14 protein-coding genes are annotated in these 21,699 nt (G+C 60.2%); 2 read left to right on the top strand and 12 right to left on the bottom strand.

Annotated features, from left to right (window positions below):
- Positions 1-266 precede the first annotated feature (266 nt).
- The 12 genes from istB to LDZ27_RS03780 all read right to left on the bottom strand — a co-directional run bounded on the left by istB (position 267) and on the right by LDZ27_RS03780 (position 20,140).
- Positions 267-1,037: an IS21-like element helper ATPase IstB gene (istB, locus tag LDZ27_RS03830; protein ID WP_244815404.1), complete on the bottom strand. Its 771-nt coding sequence runs from the start codon at positions 1,035-1,037 to the stop codon at positions 267-269.
- A complete protein-coding gene (gene istA / locus LDZ27_RS03825; protein WP_370653388.1) occupies positions 1,034-2,722 on the bottom strand; it encodes an IS21 family transposase in 1,689 nt (562 codons plus the stop codon). The genes istB and istA overlap by 4 nt, the downstream gene beginning before the upstream one ends.
- A 1,051-nt stretch (positions 2,723-3,773) precedes the next feature.
- On the bottom strand, positions 3,774-4,742 hold the full coding sequence (locus LDZ27_RS03820; RefSeq protein WP_244815402.1) for a hypothetical protein: 969 nt from the start codon (positions 4,740-4,742) through the stop codon (positions 3,774-3,776).
- Between the two features lie 1,769 nt (positions 4,743-6,511).
- Positions 6,512-7,795 carry an integrase domain-containing protein gene (locus LDZ27_RS03815; protein WP_244815401.1) on the bottom strand — a complete coding sequence of 428 codons (1,284 nt, stop codon included), beginning with the start codon at positions 7,793-7,795 and terminating at the stop codon, positions 6,512-6,514.
- Positions 7,796-8,906: 1,111 nt separating this feature from the next.
- Positions 8,907-10,457: a transposase family protein gene (locus LDZ27_RS03810; protein WP_370653363.1), complete on the bottom strand. Its 1,551-nt coding sequence runs from the start codon at positions 10,455-10,457 to the stop codon at positions 8,907-8,909.
- Positions 10,458-10,778: 321 nt separating this feature from the next.
- Positions 10,779-11,108: a hypothetical protein gene (locus LDZ27_RS28985; protein ID WP_370653362.1), complete on the bottom strand. Its 330-nt coding sequence runs from the start codon at positions 11,106-11,108 to the stop codon at positions 10,779-10,781.
- Positions 11,109-11,444: 336 nt separating this feature from the next.
- Entirely contained in the window at positions 11,445-11,714 is a 270-nt protein-coding gene (locus tag LDZ27_RS03805) for a hypothetical protein (protein ID WP_244815399.1), read from the bottom strand.
- Positions 11,696-12,661: a bifunctional 2-polyprenyl-6-hydroxyphenol methylase/3-demethylubiquinol 3-O-methyltransferase UbiG gene (locus LDZ27_RS03800; protein ID WP_244815398.1), complete on the bottom strand. Its 966-nt coding sequence runs from the start codon at positions 12,659-12,661 to the stop codon at positions 11,696-11,698. Before LDZ27_RS03800 ends, LDZ27_RS03805 begins: the two co-directional genes overlap by 19 nt.
- A gap of 52 nt (positions 12,662-12,713) precedes the next feature.
- Positions 12,714-14,105 (bottom strand): hypothetical protein, encoded by a 1,392-nt coding sequence (locus LDZ27_RS03795; protein WP_244815397.1) that lies wholly within the window; start codon positions 14,103-14,105, stop codon positions 12,714-12,716.
- Positions 14,106-14,204: 99 nt separating this feature from the next.
- Positions 14,205-16,283 carry a glycosyltransferase gene (locus LDZ27_RS03790; RefSeq protein ID WP_244815396.1) on the bottom strand — a complete coding sequence of 693 codons (2,079 nt, stop codon included), beginning with the start codon at positions 16,281-16,283 and terminating at the stop codon, positions 14,205-14,207.
- A 116-nt stretch (positions 16,284-16,399) separates the two neighbouring features.
- Complete coding sequence (locus LDZ27_RS03785; RefSeq protein ID WP_244815395.1) at positions 16,400-18,580, bottom strand: methyltransferase domain-containing protein; 2,181 nt, start codon at positions 18,578-18,580, stop codon at positions 16,400-16,402.
- A 114-nt stretch (positions 18,581-18,694) separates the two neighbouring features.
- On the bottom strand, positions 18,695-20,140 hold the full coding sequence (locus tag LDZ27_RS03780) for a DUF2142 domain-containing protein (protein ID WP_244815394.1): 1,446 nt from the start codon (positions 20,138-20,140) through the stop codon (positions 18,695-18,697).
- 150 nt (positions 20,141-20,290) lie between these two features.
- Here LDZ27_RS03780 and LDZ27_RS03775 point away from each other — a divergent pair, with 150 nt between their 5' ends.
- On the top strand, positions 20,291-21,283 hold the full coding sequence (locus LDZ27_RS03775) for a glycosyltransferase family 2 protein (RefSeq protein ID WP_244815393.1): 993 nt from the start codon (positions 20,291-20,293) through the stop codon (positions 21,281-21,283).
- Between the two features lies 1 nt (position 21,284).
- Positions 21,285-21,677, top strand: a complete 393-nt coding sequence (locus LDZ27_RS03770) for a GtrA family protein (protein ID WP_244815392.1) — start codon at positions 21,285-21,287, stop codon at positions 21,675-21,677.
- The last annotated feature ends 22 nt before the right edge of the window (positions 21,678-21,699 follow it).

Here is a 21,699-nt window from a genome sequence, read left to right as displayed (position 1 = left end):
CGATTCGCTCTAGCCGTATGAGCCAATAGCACTTGGGTAGGTACGCTGGTATAGACGGGCCTTGAGCGTCAACGAAATGACGTGCCACCGCTTCAAGATGCCGGATTTCCGCGTCCGCGCACCGCGCGGGGCAGACGTACCGTCGGTGACGGTACGTTGAGGGCCGAGAGACTTTCTGATCGTGCTACCCCGGACGGGCAGTTCAAATTCCTCCACTTATGGGCGCCCAAATTCCCCCACCCCGTAACGCAGGACGTCGTCGAGTTTTAGCCTTCTTTCGTTTTCTGCGCAAGCGCCTCGGCAGCTTCCTTGAGCCTGTAGCTGCGACCATTGAATTCGAGGAGGTGGCAATGATGCATAAGGCGGTCAAGGATCGTGGTGCTCATCGTGTTGTCGCCAAGATAGGCGCCCCAGTCCTGTACGACGCGATTGGAGGTGACCACCACGCTTCGACGCAACTTGTAGCGCTGATGGATCAGGGTCTGCAATAGTGCGCCGGCGTCGTCGGGGATCGTACGTGAGAGGAACAGGTCGTCGAGCACGAGCAGGTCGCAATCGAGAATGGCACGCAGCCGCGCCTGCCGTTGTTCCTGCGCACTCAGCGCATAACGGTTGAAGAAGTCATCGGTCTCGAGATACTGCACCTTGTGCCCGTGGAGGACGGCCTGATATGCGACGGCCTTCGCCACGTGCGACTTGCCGGTGCCAGGCTTGCCGACAATTAAACCGTTTTCGCCAGCGGCGATGAACTTCAGTGCGTGTAGCTGGAAGCAGGCTTGGCGAGGCAGCTTTGGATTGAACGACCAGTCGAATTCCGTCAGGGTAAGCCTCTCCTCGAGACCCGATTGCTGGTAGCGACGCTCGATGAGGCGCGACTGTCGCCGGTCGAGTTCGTCCTGCAGAATCAGCGCGAAGGTCTCCAGAAATGGTTGCTGGCTCCCTTGGGCCTGCAGCACGCGTGTCTCGAGCGTGTCGCGTACGCCTGACAGACGCAATAGCCTTAGCGCGCGTTCGATGTCCGGTAAGGTGGTGGTCATACGGTTTCTCCCGTCGTGGAGGATCGAGATGTGGCGCTGTGCTGCGCGCCGGCGTCGAAGAGCTCGCTGTATTCGGTTGCGGGCCGGATCAACGGGTGCTCCTGGGTGAGCGGCAAGGCGAGTTGGGGCGCCCGATCGAGGCGCTCAAGTGCCTGTTCGAACAGCCGTTCGACAACGGTGCGCACCTGCCGGTAGCGATACAGGTGATGATGCAGCGCGTGGTCGCAGGCTTGCTCGACGAGCCAGGCGGGATACTTCTTCGCCAGCGCGACGATGCCCCACATGCCGCGATGTCCGACGCGTCCTTCGGCGTCGAACAGATGCTGGCAAAGTGCCTTCGTTTGTGGGCCGATGTCGCCGGCGCTAGCGAGCGCCAGGCTCGTCTGGCGCGACGGATTGAACGGTCGCTCGCTCTCGGGCAATTCGAGTGAACCGGGCTGCGTGTGGCGTGGATGGGTGCGCAGCAACTCCTGAGTGCGCCGGTCGCGGATCTCAATCGTGGTGTCGTAGATGCGCACGCTGACGAGGCTGCCGATGGGCGCAGGGCGCGCCGCATAGTTGCTGCGCTCGATACTTACTGTGGTGTCGTCCCAGACGGTGCGTACGACTTCGGTGAAGTAGCGGAACGCGGTGGCCGGCAGCGGCCGCAGATGTGGCTTCTCCTCCTGGAACATCGCTTCGACCTGCCGCCGCGCTCTGCCGTGGATGCGCCTGGCTGCCCAGTTCTCCTCCCAATGCATAAGGAATTCGTTCTGAGCTTCGAGTGATTCGAAACGCCGGCCGGTGAGCGCGGTGTTCTGCGTGTGTTGGATCGCGTTCTCTACGGTGCCCTTTCGATTCGGGTCTCGTACGCGAGCAGGGTCGGCCACGACGCCGTAATGCTCAAGCATCGCCGCATAGAGCCGGTTCAGCTCCGGCTCATATAGGTCGGGGGTGATGACACCTTCCCGGAGGTTATCGAGGACGACGTAACTCACGCTGCCACCGAAGTACCGGAAGGCGTCCTCATGTAGTTGCGCCCAAACCTGCTTGCTCGACTTCCAGACCACTTGCCGGAAGCTGCGCCGCGAATAGCGTAGCGTCATGACGAACAAGCGCGGGCGCCGATACCGGCCCGTCCTCGGATCACGCGTCGGCGCGCCCTCACCATAATCGACTTGAGCTTCCTCAGCCGGAGCAAACTCGAGGCGGTCAAACTGCTCGGGATCGACGTGCCGGAGGGCGCGCACAAAGCGTTTGACGCTGTCGTAGCTCGCAGTAAAGCCGAACTGGTCGACCAGATCCTGGTAAATCGCTTGGGCATTGCGCTTCAAGCGTATCTGCTGCTCAATCCACTCGCGATAGGGTTCGCTGGCGGAACGGGCGAAATTGAACGGTTTGACCGGTGCGACGATCCGAGAAGCCGGCGGGCGCGAAAGTGGAGGAGTTTGCGGTGGAGGAATTTGCGCGCCCACCGGCTCCGCCATGCCGGCGGGCGCGGGGGTGGAGGAATTTGCGTCGCCCGTGACTCGCTGCGATTCAAAGATCGACTGATAGCGGCGGATCGTCTTGCGGTCGATCCCCGTGACCTCGTGGATCTTGCGCTGACTTGCCCCGCGTTCGAGCAGCGTGAATATCGTGGCTTGGAGATGCTGCTTCAAGACGTTCACCTCTCGGTCTCCTTCATGCCTGAAGGAGAAGAAAATAAACGTCCTGCGATGTCGCTACCGGCTACTCAACCGGGGGCGCGGGGTGGAGGAATTTGAAGCGCCCATCCCCGGAGGAATTTGGGTGCCCGCCGGGGTGCTACGTCTTGCGGGAGGGAATGCCTCGGCGCTGCATGCACTGGCGTGCGAGTGCGTTCGCGCTCGGACGTGTGTTCCCTCGAACCGCGAATATGGGTGGGTCTCGCTCGTTGGGGGAATGCGCGTGGCACAAACGTTTCCGGATTGGCATGTCTTCAATGATTTGCTTGCGACAAATCAGCATGCCTTCTACGTCAAGAAGTCAAGGCGACGCCGCGGCTAGGCGACAGACGGTCGCAGAAGTCACAGTGACGTGTGCCAAGCGCAGTTGCACACAGCAGAAAGCTCTTGGCTTATGAATCGATCGTCGAAATGACGTAAAACAAGGAGGAGGCCGCGCCATGATAAGGGCCCCTTGAAGCCCACGAGGAAAGTCGACCGCGCTTAGCGGCCCGCCAGCGTGCACCATGTTGCTTCGAAAATCCGCTGAACGCATTTCTCGCTTGCCGGACGTTCCAGAGAGTTAGATACGCAATAACTTGCTCGGAAGGTATGGATCCTTCTATATCGTCGCACGACGTGATAGTCTGCGATAGACAATCACCGCGAGCCATTCGTGCGTCGTTAGGATAGCAATATTCGTAGATTACGCACGGACAGCTCGGCACTGAGATAGGCGCCCGAGAGGATGATGACGTGTAGCGCGATATCAGAGGGTGGTTGTCGAGTCTCATGAACCCTCGCCCTTCGCCTGCTGAGATCGAGCTACAACGGCAGGCAGCCAGTTCGGGGATGCGGCGAATTGTCGGGCAACACACCGATCTCGCGAACGATTCGAACGCAAGCGAAGATGGACGCACATTCGTCAGCCCCAATGTCGAGGGCGAGTACGGCCGTGACCGCCCTTGTGCCTCTGCGACAGCGACGGCGCGTGAAGTACTCTAGGCCCTTTGGTCAGTTGAGGTTGGTCCGGCGCACGGAAAGAGTCTAGCGTCGGAGCACGGCCGATGGATCAGAATAGACGCGGCACAACGGGGCGCGGCGTGCCGAACATTTTGCGCATCAATTCGACGTACTCCACGTCTCTAACACGCTTCTTCAGAACCTTGCTGATTGCCTGCTCGATCTCACGGTGGTAACTGAGAAGCAATTTTGGATCTTTACATTCGATAACAAGCCGATTTGGACCTCGTCCCTTCTTAATCCGGATACGCCTGAAGCAGCTCGCCGGCCGAATATCTTCGTCGTTCAGTTCCGACAAGATGTTGTCGGCAGTGCGCCCGCCTACATCGTACATCGAGTCCTTGTATCGCGCGCGCAAAAGCAGTTCATCGAGGCCGAGTTCGCGCTTGAGCGCGAGCAGTTTTCGCCCGACCGAGAAGGTGAATTTCTTCTCACTAAATAGATCGCGGATTGGATCTGGCAGTTCCCGGATGGCAACTGCGTCGCTTATATTTCGTCGCGATATGCCCAGTGCCTTGGCGCATGCGCTAAAAGAAGTCCATTCTCCTTGTGTCACACCCAAGTGATATCGGTCAGAAATGTTTTTGGGAAGATCTAACGTGCGGGACGCGATCTTCTCAGGATCTTGTCCAGACCATCGCAGCATTTTCTTTGACTCCAACGCTTGACCTTTGACGATACTCAACACTGTCTTTTTCGAGTGCTTTGCGCAGGAAGCCCCACTTCGCTCGATGCGGCCTAGAACCGTGCTAAGGCCGTCGCGACGGATCGTGTGGCGAATAACGCGCACTGTATGGCTGCTGATGTCGATGTGATCTTCGAACAAGTCAAGAATCTTCTCAGGTAGTTCGTGAACCTGCATCGCCAATGACAAGTCGCCTTGACTGACCCCTAGAGCATCCAATGCACCCAGTTGCGTAGTCCATTTTCCTTCAGCGACTCCTTGGTGATAGAGCTGCGCGAGTCGCCAGCAACTACGGCGGCTGATCAATCGATAGGGCCTTTTGGAATTGCTCATTATGATCTCCCTTGAATCGAGCGACCGGATCATTGCATACTAGCAGCACGAATGCGCAACAATTTTTTCCAATTGAAGTTGGAATGTCATAAACAAAGACGAAAGGCGTATAAAAACATGCGTCTTTCACTTCGGCGCGGTGAAAAGAGATATAAAAAACACCTCCTTTCCACCGTTGTAAGTGACTGCGCTGGCAACAGGAAGATGCAAAACCTATTGGATGGAAGGGCGCATATCTGCGTGCGGTTCTTAACACTCGGCACTGAAGCATGCAGCTTGCGCTTGTCTGCGAGTCCGGTTAGAACCCCCGCTGCAGTTCCTCAAAGCCACGCCTGCATCGCAGCGTCGCCGTCCAAACTCCCCTCGCTTTCCTCGTTGCATCCCCCACTCTTCGCCTTGAACCGTAAGCCCCGGGCCGAGAGACTTCATCCTGATAGCGCAACTTGTCTATCGTTTCAAAGGAAGTTAAGTGACTGATTTTTGACGCAGAATCAGGAATATTGCGAAAATCGCTCAGCCCCGCCAAGCCCACAATATTCACATGGGCGGCTTACAAAAGGTCGTTTGTCTCGCAGTCGACCCCTCAACGCGAGCATCGTTGCGCCGTGGACGCCGGGCGAATAAGCGTGATGACGAAGACGCCGGCGCGAGTGACAGCCGTGTAGTCCGCGCCTGCCGCTGTTGGCGTCGACCACATATGTCCTCGCCATTCGCTCAACCGAGGCAACATTCGGTAACGTAGGCGGGCTCACGCGGGTACGGCCTACGTTTTTTCTGCTTGCGCTGCTGAACCTGCAAGATTCCCTCATTGAATCGCGGCCAAGTGGCCGCCGCATACCTCCGCGCGCAAGGATCTAGAAGCGCGACAGAGAAAAAGATCGCTAAAAAGCGTCGTCATTTCGAAAAAGCAACGCTATCCGGATAGCGTTGACTGGAAGAACACGTGTGGATTGGTGGCTTGCAAGCGTTGCCTTCGATCGACGCGACGCCATTGGTTGCGCGGCAGGGCGCACTTCGCCGGGCCCCGGTGTGAAAGGCAAATGGTACCGGCGCCCTTGGCGCACTCCTTCCATGCGGACGCGACAACTTCTGGTAAGACTCGCTCGCTGTATGGAAGCAATACGGGAGCGATCCAGGTGATTGAGCGAGTGATCGGTCTCTCGATGAACGAACAACGACCGGGCCCGCATCCGGTCGACTTGGGAGGGAAACACGTCCGATGACGCATTACTCGAAGCGCCGAAATCTGGCGCGAGTCGGCGGCGGCTTCTATCGCAGGCTTGCTGGATGGGAGCGTTGAAGAAAAATGTGGTGCGAGTGAGGAGCGCCGGCGCACCTTTAGCACGACTCCTTTGTCAGCCAGGCCTCGTTAAGCGATAACAGCGCATGCGTCGCATCGCACGATCTGAGAGCAAACGACTCGGTGACGCGTTGGAGAGTTCCGGACACTGGGGGCACGCGTGGAATTATCATGATATGCCCTGATCCTAGGAAAGCGGCATGAATACGTATCTCTTTTCGCTGCACGGCGCACCAACGCATCGCAGGGAGACAGGAAAGTCGCGGCTCCTGTCTCACGCCGCGCCGCTTGGGAACGTCATGAAGCAATTTCAAGCCTGCGTCGCGATGTAGGTAGTCGGCATCGTTGAGCCGGCGAATCGAAACGGTTGCTGAATTCACCTTAGCGCAGGTCCATGTGCTTGCGCCGCCGTGAAGGAACCGTCGGCGGCAACGAGGACTTGTGACGTCGTCGGACCGCCATGGTGAACCTATTTGCCCAGCAGTGACAGTTGGTTCGGCGTGGTATTGTCGATCGTCATCTGAGCCAACGGCGGACCTTCGAGGAACTCGCTTGGGGCGCGTGTTGGCAGTGCTTCCGTCACGACGACGTTCGCAGGCGTTGAGGTTGGCAACGGGCCGCCTTTTGCAAGTATCCGATAAAGCGCCTGCCTTGAGATTTCTAGGCTCCTTGCGGCCTCTGATTTAATGCCGTTCGCCGCAGTAAGAGCGGCGATCGCCTGCTCGAGGGTCACCACAGGTCGCGACAAGCGCTCCGCCGTCGCGAAGGTTGAGATGTAGGCCGTCGCCTTCGCTGCCAAGCTATGCCCCGCAGCTTCGACCAGCTGTTGCATGGCCTTTTGATGAAGTTCAGGATTGGGTCGATGATCCGGCAGTTTGATCGGCGCCGGCACGCCGGTTATATCCTGGTACATCTTCTGGAGGTAAGCGTGGCGCAGTCCGTGAACCGTGACGCCCAAGCCACTACGCGTGATGCCATCTTTCTGAAGGACGTGATAGAAATGGCGGTACCAGCGCTTGAGCGACCATGGCTCCGGAATCATTGAGCCGGTGCGCGGATTCGCCAGCCTGGCTGCTCGGATGAGGACTTCGTATTGCCATTCAGCATCGATCGGCACGAGCCGGGGCCGGCCGCCCTTCGTACCATCGATGACGTGCAGGTGGCCCGAGATGCGCAGGCATTGCAGTGGACGCAGGAGCATGCTTTCTTGGGCGCGCAAGCCGAACGTCGCTTGCAATTCGACTTGAATCGCGACCCACCGATCATGCTCGCAGAGCCGGGAGATCACTTCGTTGACGTCAACGTTAGCCGCTTCCCAGGATTTATCTTCCTGCGCGACGTAATAGCGGCGATAACCGTCGGGCCGCTTGGTGTAGTCATCAACGGTACCCACGAGCTGGTGCTTTTTCATCCACGAGGCGAGCGTGCGCCAATAGGTGAGCTTGTTTTCGACGGTGCCCGGCGCCTGCTCCTTCTCGGTGACCCAAAGCTTAACCAAATAGGCGATGTGTTTTTCCGAGAGGTTCCACGGCGACTGCAGCGCAAAGCCGCCCTTTCGTAGTTCGCGAAAGCCCGCGATGAGATGTCGCACGCGGTATGTCTGTGTTTTGATGGAAATCGCGTTGGACGTCACGCGGGTCTTGCTGTGTGCTTTGAATAAGTGGTGCTGAAAGAGCTCGGTGAGTTCTTTCGTGAGCCGCTGTGGCAGCCCGGCGTTGTCTAACAGCGTCGAGAAGTTGAGTTGGATTTTCACGGCCGTGATCCGAAAGGCGACGTTCTCACCTATCAAAAGAACGCCCCGGGGTGGTTGAAATACTGCACGCTTTGCTTTCCGGGATCTTAGAGATCAGATTTTCGATTCACCCGGCGCAGGGAAGCACTGCGACCTGATGATCCCTATTTCGGACGAATCCGAAACACGGCTACTTGACCGCAGGCAAAACCTGTCGAGCCAAGCAATTCTTTTTGCGCATTTTGCTTTCGGCTGCGCGGGCCGACAGAAAGAGATCAAGAAATCCGCACTCATGGTGCAAGTGATTTCCCGTCTCGGGAGCTCGTTCATCACGGTCGCCTCGATGTGGGACCGCGTGAGTCAGGCTTGGCGTAATTGCCGGAGACGATAGGAAAGATTGACGTTCGCACTGTCCGCGCGAGGTTGTTCTCAGTCGATGAGGTTTTGCGTTTTGCTGGAAAAGCTAGCGTTCATGCGGTTCTGATAGGACTCAGTTTCCGCAAGACGCGGCCAGCTTGGTGGGCAGCAAAGCTGCCGGACAAGAAGATTGCGCCGATCGAGCGCGAGGGTAGGGACAAATGGAGTGCGCTGCACTCGGGTCGATGCGTCGGTGACGCGGATAGGTAATTAGGATAATAGGCCCTTTGGAGGGAGTGTTTTGACGGAATGCTCCCGATTTCAATGCGCCTTTCGACTTTCGTCTTGCTCATGACCGCATTCCGCGTGAGGCTTGTGGCCATCCAGCCTTCCGCTCAGGCATCGCTAGATCAAACGCCCTCATTTTTTCTTCGAGGCGAACGACCGGCGTTGATGGCGCGCGAAGTTTGGGCTTCGATACCCGGAAGCGACAGCCCTTGATATGATTTCATCACGCGCGTGTGTCGGTCTTCACGCTGAAGCCAGATTAGCGCGATGCGACGGGGCAATACATTGAATGCTGCAAACGCCAGATTGTTGGTCGACTCCTTCCTTGAGCGTCGATGTACTCAAGCGATGGAGTATGAAATGCATCAGCGAGCGTCCGAAGTGATGGTTCTTGCACATATTTTGAAGCAGAATCTCAACGTGTAGATTGTCAATTATCGTGGCCGGCCGTGTTGCCTCACGGGATCATGTTACTCCCGGGTAATTGTCATTCTCCGATGGTTGGCGATGAAGGCTGGTGCCGCGTAGCGGTGCCGGACTTCATCGCGTCCGTGTCGCCGAGTATCTGAATGACTAGTTCTCTGGCACGGTTCGATCGCCATACCTTTACCCGGCGTTGCAGCGTACGCAACTGGGCGCTGGAATACATCGCCCGTGCCATCGCGACGAGGCGCTCGTGCAGTTTTCTTGCCGTAATACCGGGCTCAGCCTGAAGCCACTGCTGAATCGTCGGCCATGTATGCTCGAATGGATCTTCGCGGCTGCGCCAAGTGTGAGGGACGCGCGCCTTTCGGTGATGCGTTGGTCTTACCTCGCCGTCCTGCCACGCTGTCCCGAGACTCGCCAGGAAGTCCGCGAGAGGAATACGACCAGGTGCTTTTGCGTCTGCCAGCGCCGTGCCGGATTCGCTACATCGCGCGACGTGCTGCTGAGCCTCGCGCATTCGGCTCAAGAGGTCCAGCGGGTCGAGCGCGCGAAACTGCGCACGCAGTCTGCGTTTGGTCATCTCCGGAACCGACGCCGACCGCAAGACGCGCTCGAGCGGCGTCAAGGGCGCTTCATACCGCTTTGTGACCCTTGCGCCATGACGTGTCTTCGATTTCAGCTTGAATGAAGGCTGGAAGAAGTTGATGTACAGACGCGAGACCGCGTACAGAGACGCAAGAGTTTCCGTAGCTTCGAGTCCACGTAACCGGCCGTATCCGACGAGACGGCGCACGACTGATCCGTTTTTTTGCTCGACCCACGCCTGGTCGTTTTTCTTGTACGCGCGCGAGCGCGTCAGTTCGATACCCGTTGCTTTGCAGAAGTCGAATACAGCTTCGTTCATGAAAGCCGTATCGTTATCGCAATCCAGACCGCGAAGCGGAAACGGCAGTGCTCGACGAACTTGTTCGACGTGCTCGAGTACGAACGCACCGCTTCGATAGGGCATGGCCAGGCATTCTGTCCATCCAGTCGCAATATCGGTCAGGACGAAGCTGTGCACGAAGTCGCCGTCGATCTTGGTGCCACCGCAATGCTCGACGAAATCAACTTCAAGGTAACCCGGCAGAGGATTATTCCAGTCAGAGAACGTCCGGATTGGCACCGCACGGCGAATCGCATTTCCGATTCCGCCAGCGCGACGGCGTTGACCGGCAAAAGCCTGTTCGCGCACGTCACGTAATAGCCGGTCGATGGTGGCGGCACTGATCTGGTTCAACCGCTGGCGAACGTCCTTCGAGAGGGTCATGTGGCCATGCCGTGTCATCGAGTCGATTAGCGTTGGAATGAGCGCCTTCAACCGTTTGCCGCAGATCCGATCGCCCGCCTCCCACAGCGTGATCAGCGCGGCCCGCACCTCATCATCGTAGCGTCGCTGCGGGCCGGGCTTCGTTCTCGCGGGCCCGGGCTCGCGGCACAGGACGCGAATAGCGTGCTTGCGATGATACCCGGTCACCTGAACGAATTCGTCCAGTATTTCGCACTTCTCAGCGCGCCCGGAACGGCGGTACCGCTCGCCGACCGCTTCGATCAATTCGCGTCGTGTTGCCATGCTGAGCCGCCTCGCCATAAGTCGCTCCCGCCAGCATTCTGACGGGTAGCAAATTACATGAGGCAACGTCCCCGGCTCGGTAACAAGAAACCTGAGTCAATGGGGCGGTCAAAATAGTTGTCGTTCCCTACAACGCTGGGCCCGAGCTGCATCATGGGTTGACGGTCGCGCGTTTGTTCGCGGCACAAGGGCTGCCGAACGTAGCACTCTCGCGTCTCCGCTGCACGCTAGTGAATATTGAGTGTCGCAGCCTCTCAGCAGGCTATTGACGTACCCTCGATTTCAGTCATCAGGGCCGAGATGTGCAAACCGTTAGCGAACTCAGCATGATATTCCTCCCAAAAGTTCTGATGGGGCATCATGCACATATCCGCAATGCCGCGGTTCGTGATCAAGCGAGCGTCGCTCTAGCAGAAGCGCGCAAAGACGTAACGCTTGTCGAGCCGATCCTAAACGACGTAGCCGATGGCAGGACAGATGCACGTGGCAATGTAATGGGCTTCCGCCGTGTTGGAGATGTAATCGAAGCCAAAGTCCACCCCAGTAAATATCGGTCGTCACGAGACCCATTCTGACGTAGAGCGTGAACATCGTGGCGTCGTGGCGCGCGCTTTCCGCCATGGAGCGGTAGCTCCATTTCTTATCGAGCATGCACTTTACAATGAGGCCGACGCCTATGCCGATGACACGGAGAGCAGGATTTGCCACGGCCGTCACAGACGAGCGCGGTGATGTCCTGCGCGCCCATGTGGGCGGCAAAGGGGTGCAGACCCAGGCGAGTTGGATTTGCCTCGAAACCTACTCCGGCCTCTCGACCAAAACCACGAGTCGAAGCTTGAGCGCAGCTGATCATCGAGCAGATATTCCCCGCGGCAGGCACCTGACGAATTGATTGGCGCGGATACTCGCGGTAGTATGTATACAGATCGAATCATAGCCGGGCGCCATCCCTGCGGGATGACCATCGCATCGATAGCGCAGGCAACCTTAGCCCCTCCAGCCGAACCATTTGCGCCGCTTGTCAAGGCGTAGACGCGGCGTCTCGGGCGCAGCCTCTGCAACAGCAAATTCGGCGTGTACCGCATCAAGCGACTTGCCGAACGCGTCGGTTGAGAAGATGCCCAGTTCACGCGCGCGGCCGGTGCCATAAGTGTCGGCAATTTTTCGGTAATGGGTGAATCGAGTGAAGCGCCTGACGACTTCCTTCTCTTCCTCTGGATTGCTGCCCGACTCCCAGATTACAAAATCTTCCACCATCTGATCAAGCCGCTCCAAAGCGGACGATGCTTGTCCTGCGCAAGCAGATGGTATAGCACGGTCAGGAGAAAGCTACCGGAGAACGTCTCGTTTGGATTCGCATCCTCGAAAGGCTTGTTCTCGAACCGCGCGCTCGACCGGTACAGCCGGGACAGGGCGTTGGCGAGAACGAAATGTTTCCGGTCCGGCTCGAAGCCCACGACTTCCGCGCCTTCGCGCGCGAACTGATGTGAGAAATAGCCCGTGTTCGAACCGATATCGAGCAGGCGGCCAGAAAACCTGTACGGCCCGAGAAACTCAAGAATATTATCGAGACGACTGCGGTAACTGCCCTCGCGCAAGGCCTCGATCGCGTAAAAGTCCGGATGCTGAATCGGCGTATAGAACTCAACGCGCGATTGTCCTGTGAGCACGTCTTTCACGTGTTGCACTCCAGCCCGATTGAGCCAAACCTCGCGCTCCTCGCGTGTGACGCGCAAAAGCAGACGGCGTACTCCGGACACCCGCAGGAACGCAGAACGATGATGACCATCCTTGAGCATGAACGCGCCCCGCTCTGCGTTGAACGATGCGTCCAGCACGAACTCGGGATCTTCCGGCCCGCCCATCCACAGCACGCGATCCCATTTCTGGAAGAGCTTGAAGCGGTCTTCGAGAACATCCACTTCCGCACGGGGAATCTTCATTCCACGCAGATCGAAGATGTTGCGATACCAGGCGAGATACCCGGCTGCATCGTCCGAACCGCTGCCGCGAAAAAAACGATACAACTGCTGATGCGGCCACAAACGCCCTATCGGCAGATTGGACCAGCGCCGGTTGTGCTGAAACCACGCCTGCGTCCAGTTTTCGACGACTCCGCCGGTCTCCTGATAATCCTCAGTAAAGACCATCTCGATGGGAACCTGCACATGCACCTTATTCGGATCTTCGTTGTAGTCCATCATCTCTCAATATTTAACGGATGCTTTTTGCGTCGCAGGCCTGATCATGCGCCTGTCAACGACCGGAAAGATGCGGCGCCACGTCCCGACCCGCGTCCGCCGCATCGCGCCGGACGCGGCTCATGGTCGCTTCACCGATCGCAATGAGGAGACATAGCAAGCCAATATAGACGTTCCAGAACACGTAGCGAAAATCGAACGCGACGCCGAAGACCGCATAGGTCGCGACCCAGACGATCGAACCGCCGGCCAGCAGCATCCCTAACGCGGCATTATCGCGCCTTCCTGGCGATGCATCCGCATGTCGCGTCAGCCAGGCAAGCCCGAAGAACGCCACGAGATTGCACACGAGCCAGGTTCCTGGACGGAACACCCCCCAGCCTAGGAAGCTGCTCGCATAGGCGTACATCCGACCGATTAGTGCATGATTCTCGATGGGCCAGCCGCTCCCATCGTTCGACGGGCTGTTCGTCAGTAAGGGCGTCGAACTCTGCGCGTGAAGGAACGTCGCGAAAAATTTGATGCGAGCTTTCGCGTACGCGACCGGATGATGTACGACCGTCGTGAGCCAGGCTTTGGCCAGCACGTGCGTGTCCATCAGGTGCTGTGCGGAAAGTGTCTTCAAGACGAAGCCGCAGCGTCCCCACGCGAAGACGTCCCAGCCATTATCGGGCGCGCGCGCATCAAGCGAGTCGGGCATGCAGTTGTGTTCGATCTGGTCGGCTTGCGCGGATGACCAGTCGCCGGGATACACATTACGCCGCAGCTCGGCCGACATCGCACCGAGATCGTGGATCAGGATCGAATTGACCGCATGCGAGCTGACGGTCTGTGTGATCTTTGCGAAGCCGGTCCAGATCAGCGGCATCGCCACGAAAGTCGCCACCACGATGAAGAGCCGGGTCCGCAGCCTCATCGTCGCGGGCAATGCCGCCAGCACCAGCAGCGCGGCCGCGAACCAACCGTTCTGCCGAACCAGCACGCCACAGACGACGAGCGCGATTGCCGCCACGCACGTGGGCGTCGACGCTTTGCGGCCCGCCGCTACATCGCGGAATACGAGGGCAGCCGCGAACGCCCACAGCGCCACGTGTAACGAGACATCCCAGATGAACCCGGGCATGTAGATGATCGCGGGACAGAGCGGAATGAAGCAGAACAGCACACCGAGCCAGCCGTAACGCTTGCTGGCTGCGTCAGCCAGCAGGAAAGTGGCGACCCAAAGGATCAGGTTGTTGAGCAGGAGCATGCCGACCGGCCCCAGACGTGACGGATACAACAGGCTCAGGATGAAGGTGTAAAACGGCGCGTGCCAATCGCTCCACTGCCCCGTTACCGCCTGATGGATCACATCAGTCGTGTCGGGCGTCATGATGCCGGGAAAACTTGAAGCGACCGTCAGCGCGAAGCCGCAGAGACAAAGCACGGCATCGCATGCGGCGATCATGCGTGTTCCGGAAGTCGTGTTGCTATTCATAGTCGATCAATTCATTGAGACCGGGCTAGCAGACTCTTTCGTCGAGAACGGCTGCGTGCCGTTCCCGCGTCATCTGACGAGCTGCCACATCGCCCGGGCGACGCGCCGACCCGCGTTCAACGCCCAGGGCGCGCGCGCCTGCAAGAAGTGCGCGACACGCAGCGACGCGAAGACGACTTCGCTGCGCCGGTAGGCGTCGAGTTCCGCCTCCAATCTCGCCACGCACTCCGAGTCGACCTCCGCGGCGCCAGGCAGGACAGCGCCCATTACTGCGACATAGCCGGGAATCTCAATCGCGCCGATTCTCAGCGAACGCATGCGCAGTACGTCGTGCCACAGAAGTTTCTCCCGCAAGGCCTTCTGCGGATTGTGGTTCATCGAGTCCGGACGATGCCGGTAGTAAAAGTTGATCTCGTTCGTGACGAGGAAGCGTTTGCCCTGAATGACCGCACGCTGATAGAGGTCCCAATCCTCATACGCGGTCAGCTCTTCGTTGTACTTCAGATCGACGAGCACCGCGCGTCGTGTGAGCATAGCCGCGGTCGAGAAGCGGTTTTTCAACAGACCCGACGCGCGCGCGTCGCCAACGAACACAATCGCATCGCGGCAGCCCTCGACCATCAGCCGCGTAATGTCGGCATCGACGAAATAGCCCGCCGTGGGAACGACGAAGTCATATTCGGCATGACGCTCGAGCGCCCTCACCGCGACGCTGATGAACGACGGATGGATGAGGTCGTCGGCATCGAGCGGGATGACGTACTTACCTTTCGCGGTCTTCGCGGCGAGATTGCGCGCAGCCGACAAGCCTGCATTATGCGGTCGTCTCACGACCGTGAGACCGTCCGCTTTCGCGCGACCGAGGCGTTCGATCACCGCGAGGCTCACGTCTTCGGTCGATGCGTCGTCGACAACGACGATTTCGAGATTCGGATAGTCCGATGCAACTACGCTGTCGAGCGTCTCGCGCAGATAACGTCCGAGATTACAATGCGTGACGAGAACACTGACGAGTGGATATTCGGGCGCTGCGGCGGTGGCAGCAGCCGTAGCCCTGGGCGACTGCGGCGCTGGCAGCTCGTAGGGGCGCCTAGCCTCGGGAATCGCCACCACGCCATATGCGCGCGGCGCGGCGAAGATCTTGCCGAGGACGTCGGCGAGGTCGTCGGTGAATCCATCGAATTTGCAACAATTCTCGCCATCCTTCCAGGGCGTGCCCTCGCCGAACGCGGGGTTTCCGGCGTTGAGTACGCAGACTGCGCCGCTCAACGAAGCTTCGTAGGCGGCGAGACAGAACGCCTCGAACACAGTGGGAAACACACACACCGACCGCTCGATGATCTGATGCCGCTCCAGTTGCGACGCGTCGCTCACATAGGTGAAGCGATACTTAAGGTCTTCGGGAATCAGGGCTCGCATGCGTTCGGCATAGTCGCTGCTGAACGCATGCGCCAGAAAGATGACGCGGCCCGTGTAGCCGGGATTCGCGCGCAGGAAACCGCACACGCCGCGCACGAAGACGTCGGGCCGCTTGCAATGCTGGATCTTCGACGAAAATACGATCGGCGTGTCGAGCTGCGGCGTGATGCTGCACGCCGGCGACGGCCCGTGATCGAGCAGCACCGGCGGTGCATGCACATGAAGCTTATCCGCCCAGAGTTGCGGATCGATGTCGAAGAACTCGCGCATCACTTCGGCCACCGGCGCCAGTTGCGCTACGATCCGGTCGCAATCCATCAGCGCCTTGCGCTCCAGGTCGTACAGCGCGATCGACGAAGCATCGATCACCCGGAGCTCGTAGCGCGACAGCAGACTGTCGGCGGTATGCAAGCGAACGGCGATGACCGCGTCGGCGAACGCCACGCCGAGCTTCTTTTCCTGGCAGGTCGCGAACGCGGCGCCGCCCCAGTCCGGAAATTCGATGTACTCGATCGACCCATGCTCGCTCTCCATGTGCTTGAGCGCCTGCATCGCGCGCACGGACTCCGCATGCAGCGGCGACGTGGTGTAGCACTCGACCGGCGGATAGGACGATGCGCCGTCCCGTTCCAGATAGCCGGCGACCGGCGCGTTAAGCAGCAGTACGCCCGGATACGTCAGCGCGAAACGCGCCGGATCGAGCGGCTCGCCTAGGTAGAGGACCGCCATGCGGGACCCGTCCGCGGGAGGCTGCGTGGTGAGCATGTTGGCCACCACGCGGCCGATGCCGCCTGCGGTGAACGGGTAAATTTCTCGGGTAACAAAGACGCGCAGTCGATTCACTGTTACAGCTCCAGAAACTCGCAATAGCGGGCAATGGATACCTCGCGTAGTGCGCGATCGTAACCACTCATCATGGCGATCATGTCGTCACGCGGGATGTCCAGCACGGCATTGATACGATTCATCACGTCCACCACACTGAGCGGATTCTGCACCTGCGTGGCGGCGACGTACGGGTGGTCATCGAGCGCGTCCATGAACAGCGGTCCGCGCAGGCACGGCGTGCGCACGGCCAGCGCTTCCAGCTCGATCATCGGATGGCAGTCGACAAGACTCACGTTCATCACTAGATCCACCAGCTTCATCGTGTCGAGCATGCCGCGCAGCGAACGCGGCGCGAGGCGGCGCACCTTGCCGTCGAGACCTGGCGGCAGACGGATCTCGCCGTCGAGGGTCCATACCTGTGCGACTTTTGGCGTCTGGTTTGCAGCGATGAGGTTCGTCGGCAGATTCTTGTGCGTCACGTGCCATGACGGCGCGAAGAGCACCGCGCCGGACGCGTCGCCTCGTTCGGGAACCGGCAACAGCGCGTCGGCGCGGCCGAAGGACTCGCTCAGCGTCGGCGGCAGATTGAACAGCTGATGCCGGAACGCGCGCGCACCGAGCGCCGGATGCATACCTGACCGCATGCCCGCGATGCGCGTCACTTCGCCACGTTCGAGCAGGTGCGAGACCCGCGTGAACAATTCGGTCTCTTGCACCATCGACCACATGACCGGGGCGCCATGCCACACGACGAAAACCGGGATGTCGATCGATTTTTTGAGCGCGGAGATCAGCGCGGCGAGCGGTGCCGACATACCGTGCACGACTAGCCGGTCGATGCCGGTGCTGGTCATGATCTGCGCGATCTCGTCGACGGCCTTCGCCGACAGATTGCACGATGCGGACACGACCAGTTTGTGCCCCGGCAGCCCGGCAGCGGCGGCGCGAATACCGATCCACTCGACATTCATCGCGTGGCACACCTTCGAGAAGCGCTCATCGGCATGTCCCCACTGGACGTCGCTTGGCCGGTCCCAGCCGAACTCCTCGTCCGGGCCGAGCCGTTGCTGCGCCTCGACGCTTGCATGCGGGCGCGATTGCGGGCCTGACACCGTCGCGGGCGCCTCCTTCGGCGTCGCCGGGAGACTCTCGGCATAGGCTTCGGCGAGCGCTGCCGTTACCGTGCTACGCAGCGTCTGAGCGCGATTGAGCTGGGCGATACTCAAGGCGGCTTCAGCGCTGAGCTGATCCAGACGGGCGATGAGCGCATGAGCGTCGTCCGGGTTGTCGCTTGCATCGGTGCTCGCCCGGCCATGCAGCCGTTCCTCGAGCCGCCTCACCGACGTGGCGAGCCCCTGCTGTATGCGCGCGCTGCGCTGCTCCGCGTAGCGGGCGAACTCGCCTTGATCGTGCGCTTCGGCCTGCAGCGCCGCAGCCTCGTTCAGTTCGTTCTCCAGCAAGGCGGTCGCGAGCTTGAGCCGCTCCATGCCGAGCAACTTGAGTTCGTCCGGCGTCGTGGAACGCTCGGGCGCGTCGCCCTTGATCAGCGTCACTGTGCGCGCCTGCGCGGCCGGCGCACCCAAGCGATAGACACTGTGGACATCGCTTAGACGATAGGTGACGCAGACATCGTACTGCGGCGCCGTCGTGCCCACGAAGTCGTGCACCCAGCAGCCGCCATGCCAGTTGTTCTCCTTCATCGTCAGCGGCACCAGCGCATTTTCGATCAGGCACAGGCTGCCGTGCGCCTTGACCATCTGCATCATCTGGGGAATGAGCCGCGCCGCCTGTTCGGGCGCATTGTGAATTAGCACCGAGACCGTGAACACGACATCGAAGTGCTCGCCTGGGAAAGCCTCGCCGACGGTGGGAGCAACCCGCACGCGCTCATCGAGCGGCGCGAGACCAGGTGGCGGATTGTCGAACAGCGGCTGGACCATAGTCGCAGAAAAGTCGTAGCCGTGATAGCGCACCCGCTCGTGTCGCTCAAAGAGACGCGCGAAGCGACCGAAGCCGCAACCGAATTCGAGCACGCGCACGGGACGTCCGAGCCGTTCAGCCTGCTGCGCGAAAAAATCGTTCAGCCAAGCCTCCTGTGCGCGATAGCTGTCGTTTCCGGCGCCCGCTCTGCCGGTCTGCTGATCGGAATAGGCTTCGCCGGCCTTCTTGAGCCAGTATTCGGAATTTGCGTGATTCATATCTCGATAGAGCTCAACGATGAATGTCGGGCACGCTGCTCCACCCGGCGGCCCCAAAGCTTCAGCATTTTACCGTACCACATAAGTCTCCCGACGAGCCTGCGGGCCATGCCCTCAGAGGTAGTACCGGTGGAGTATGAGGTCCACCAACTCGATGAACGTCACGAACGGAAACGCCAAGACGATCACAACGCATAGCGCGCGCGCGCCGCGAGCGCTGCGGCCTTGCACGGACAGATTTCGGCTCCCGCGTGCGGCCGGCGCCGGCATTGCGAGCGCCAGAAGCGGTGCAAGCGCAAGGAAATAACGTCCCTGCACGCCCTCGACGACCGCGTTGCCCACCGGTGTCCACGTCAGATAGAGCGAGCCGAAGATCATCGCCGTGCTCACTGCGAACACCGCCACGGCCGCGCCACGGTCCGCCGCGCGCGAGGCCCGCTGCACGTCGGCCGGCAGTGCGGACGCCAGGGCGAGCGCGGCGAACATCAGCATTGCAAGGGTGTAATAGCCGTGCCTGAAGGACGCGTCGAGCCAGCCGAGCACGCCCACGAAGCTGGCGAAATAAAAGCCACCGTAGGCGTTGAGGGTGGCGATGACGATGTGAACGATCTGAAGCGGCGCGTGTGACAGATAATCGAGTTGGCCGCCGAGCGAGCGTGGGGGCGCCACCGGCGCCCAGCCCGCGCGGCTGAAGAAGAGCGCGGCGAATGCGGCCGCCGCGGCTGTGGCGCCGAACCAGACGAGCCGCCGCACGAACGCATAGCGAGTCGCGTCGATCCGCAGGCCCGGCGCGAACATTAACAGCAGCAGACCGGCATACGGCGGCCGCGCCGATACCACGAGGCCACAGCCGAGCGCCATCAGAACGAGCGCGCGCGGCGATACCGGCACGCCCTCGTCGATCGAACGGTCGGCGAAGGCGATCAGTAAGAAACAGAGCGGTACCACTGTCGCGTCCTGGCTCACGGACGAAAACAACATGGCGGTGCATGGCAGCGACGCGATGGCGAAGAGCGCAAGCGCAGTCCGTCTCGCAAGCGCGATTGCCCAGGCCGTCAGCGCGACGCTGCCCAGCAGGCCGGCAGCGCACGCCGCGACATACGTCGCGCGCACGCTCGCGTTGAACGCCCGGCCGAAGGCGATTGCCAGAGCCTGCGGTGCATACCCGTAGGCCGGATAGATGGCGGTATTGGGGAACTCGGCCGCGCGGTTCTCGCCGCTCCAACGGATCAGGCGGCCCCGCTCGTTCATCGATGTGGTGAGCTTCACTTCCGGATGATGCGCGATCGGGTCGAAGATGGCAGCGAAATCGCTCGCGCCGTCATCGATCGGTCCGCCCGAGGTGCCGCTGAAGCTTTTCGCGAGCCACCCGCCCTGCGCGACCTGCGTGGCCCGAAAGAAATGATTAGCCGCGTCCGGCGTCTGGAAAGGCGGCGTCGCGACAAGCAGAAAGCATCCGCCCGGTAACGCGTAGCAGAGATAGAGCACCGCCAGCCGCCACGTGCGCAGCCGTGCCAGGAAGGAAGGAAACCAAGTCATGACGTCAGCCAGATAAGACACAACCGGGCGTCTTGCCCGCGTGCAAGGGAGCGTATTCTACAAGACCGCGCCGCGCGGCTTTGCGTCGGCAGGCTGACGCTCGAGATGCAATACAATAGCGCCCACAGTGGCGCACATCGTCCGCTCATTCCCCAGCCGTCCAGCCATCCTATGCTCCAACAGAACGTCTCTCCGAGAATCGCCGTCGTTGTTCCCTGCTACAACGAGGCCAGCACTATTGCGAAGGTCGTCGCCGATTTCCGCGCGGTCCTGCCGGAAGCCGACATCGTCGCATTCGACAACAACTCGAGCGACGGCACGGCCGATGTCGCCACCAGCGCCGGCGCTCGCGTGATCGAGGTGCCCCTGCAAGGCAAGGGCAATGTCGTGCGCCGCATGTTCGCCGACGTAGACGCCGATGTTTATGTGATGGTCGACGGCGATGCGACCTACGACGCATCCGCGGCGCCGATGCTGGTAGAGCGGCTCATGAAGGACGGGCTCGACATGGTTGTCGGCTCGCGGCTCTCGGACGAACAGCTCGCGTACCGGCTCGGTCATCGTTTCGGCAATGTGATGCTCACGCAATGCGCAGCCACCATCTTCGGGCGCACGTTCAAGGACATGCTGTCGGGTTATCGCGTGTTCTCTCGCCGCTATGCAAAGACCTTCCCGGCCCACTCGGCGGGATTCGAGATCGAAACCGAACTGGCCGTGCACGCGCTCGGCATGCGCATGCCGGTGGCCGAGATCGAAACCCGCTACTACTCGCGCCCGGAGGGATCGTCGAGCAAGCTCAACACCTATCGCGACGGCTTTCGCATCCTGACGACGATCCTGAAACTCTTCAAGAGCGAGAAACCGTTGCTGTTCTTCAGTTGCGCGTTCGCGATCTGTATGGCGCTCGCGATCTCGCTCGCGATTCCGGTCTTCGAGACCTTCGTAGAAACGGGCCTCGTGCCGCGCATCCCGACCGTCATTCTGTGCAGTGGCCTCACGCTGTTCGGCGCGATCTTGCTCGTTTGCGGAATCGTGCTTGATACCGTCACGCGCGGGCGCAATGAGACGAAAAGGCTTGCTTATTTGTCCATTCCGGCGCCCTCAACGGCCGGGGCCGATCGCGCGCTCGCGAACGCGCGGCTGGTGCGCGACCGGCAGCGCTGACATGTCGCGCCAGTTCCTGCGCTTCGTCATCGCGGGCGTCGTCGGTTTCGTGGTCGATGCCGGCGCACTCTACCTCGCGATGAAGGCCGGCGCCGGACCATACGTCGGCCGCGTGATCTCGTTTCTACTGGCGGTTTTCGCCACGTGGCAAATCAATCGCCGCTACACCTTCGATCGGAAGACGGACCGCTCCATCTGGCGTGAGTGGAATGAATACCTGCTTGCGATGGCGTTCGGGGGCGTATGCAACTATGCGGCCTATATCGTCGCCATGCATATGCTGCCGGACGCGCCGTGGACGCCGCTCGCCGGGGTCGGCGTTGGCTCAATTGCCGGAATGGGCGTCAACTTTCTCTCGGCCAAGCTGTGGGTTTTTCGCGGCGCGCGACGCTGAACCGTTGAACGCGCCGCGCTCC

Source organism: Caballeronia sp. Lep1P3 (genome assembly GCF_022879595.1).
GTDB lineage: Bacteria > Pseudomonadota > Gammaproteobacteria > Burkholderiales > Burkholderiaceae > Caballeronia.
This window is presented reverse-complemented; position numbering and strand designations above follow the sequence as displayed.

Coding starts and splice junctions, on each gene's coding strand:
- istB (WP_244815404.1), bottom strand. CDS start 1,037: ATGACCACCACCTTACCGGACATCGAACGCGCGCTAAGGCTATTGCGT.
- LDZ27_RS03820 (WP_244815402.1), bottom strand. CDS start 4,742: ATGAGCAATTCCAAAAGGCCCTATCGATTGATCAGCCGCCGTAGTTGC.
- LDZ27_RS03810 (WP_370653363.1), bottom strand. CDS start 10,457: ATGGCAACACGACGCGAATTGATCGAAGCGGTCGGCGAGCGGTACCGC.
- LDZ27_RS28985 (WP_370653362.1), bottom strand. CDS start 11,108: ATGCTCGATAAGAAATGGAGCTACCGCTCCATGGCGGAAAGCGCGCGC.
- LDZ27_RS03805 (WP_244815399.1), bottom strand. CDS start 11,714: ATGGTGGAAGATTTTGTAATCTGGGAGTCGGGCAGCAATCCAGAGGAA.
- LDZ27_RS03800 (WP_244815398.1), bottom strand. CDS start 12,661: ATGATGGACTACAACGAAGATCCGAATAAGGTGCATGTGCAGGTTCCC.
- LDZ27_RS03795 (WP_244815397.1), bottom strand. CDS start 14,105: ATGATCGCCGCATGCGATGCCGTGCTTTGTCTCTGCGGCTTCGCGCTG.
- LDZ27_RS03790 (WP_244815396.1), bottom strand. CDS start 16,283: ATGGCGGTCCTCTACCTAGGCGAGCCGCTCGATCCGGCGCGTTTCGCG.
- LDZ27_RS03785 (WP_244815395.1), bottom strand. CDS start 18,580: ATGAATCACGCAAATTCCGAATACTGGCTCAAGAAGGCCGGCGAAGCC.
- LDZ27_RS03775 (WP_244815393.1), top strand. CDS start 20,291: ATGCTCCAACAGAACGTCTCTCCGAGAATCGCCGTCGTTGTTCCCTGC.
- LDZ27_RS03770 (WP_244815392.1), top strand. CDS start 21,285: ATGTCGCGCCAGTTCCTGCGCTTCGTCATCGCGGGCGTCGTCGGTTTC.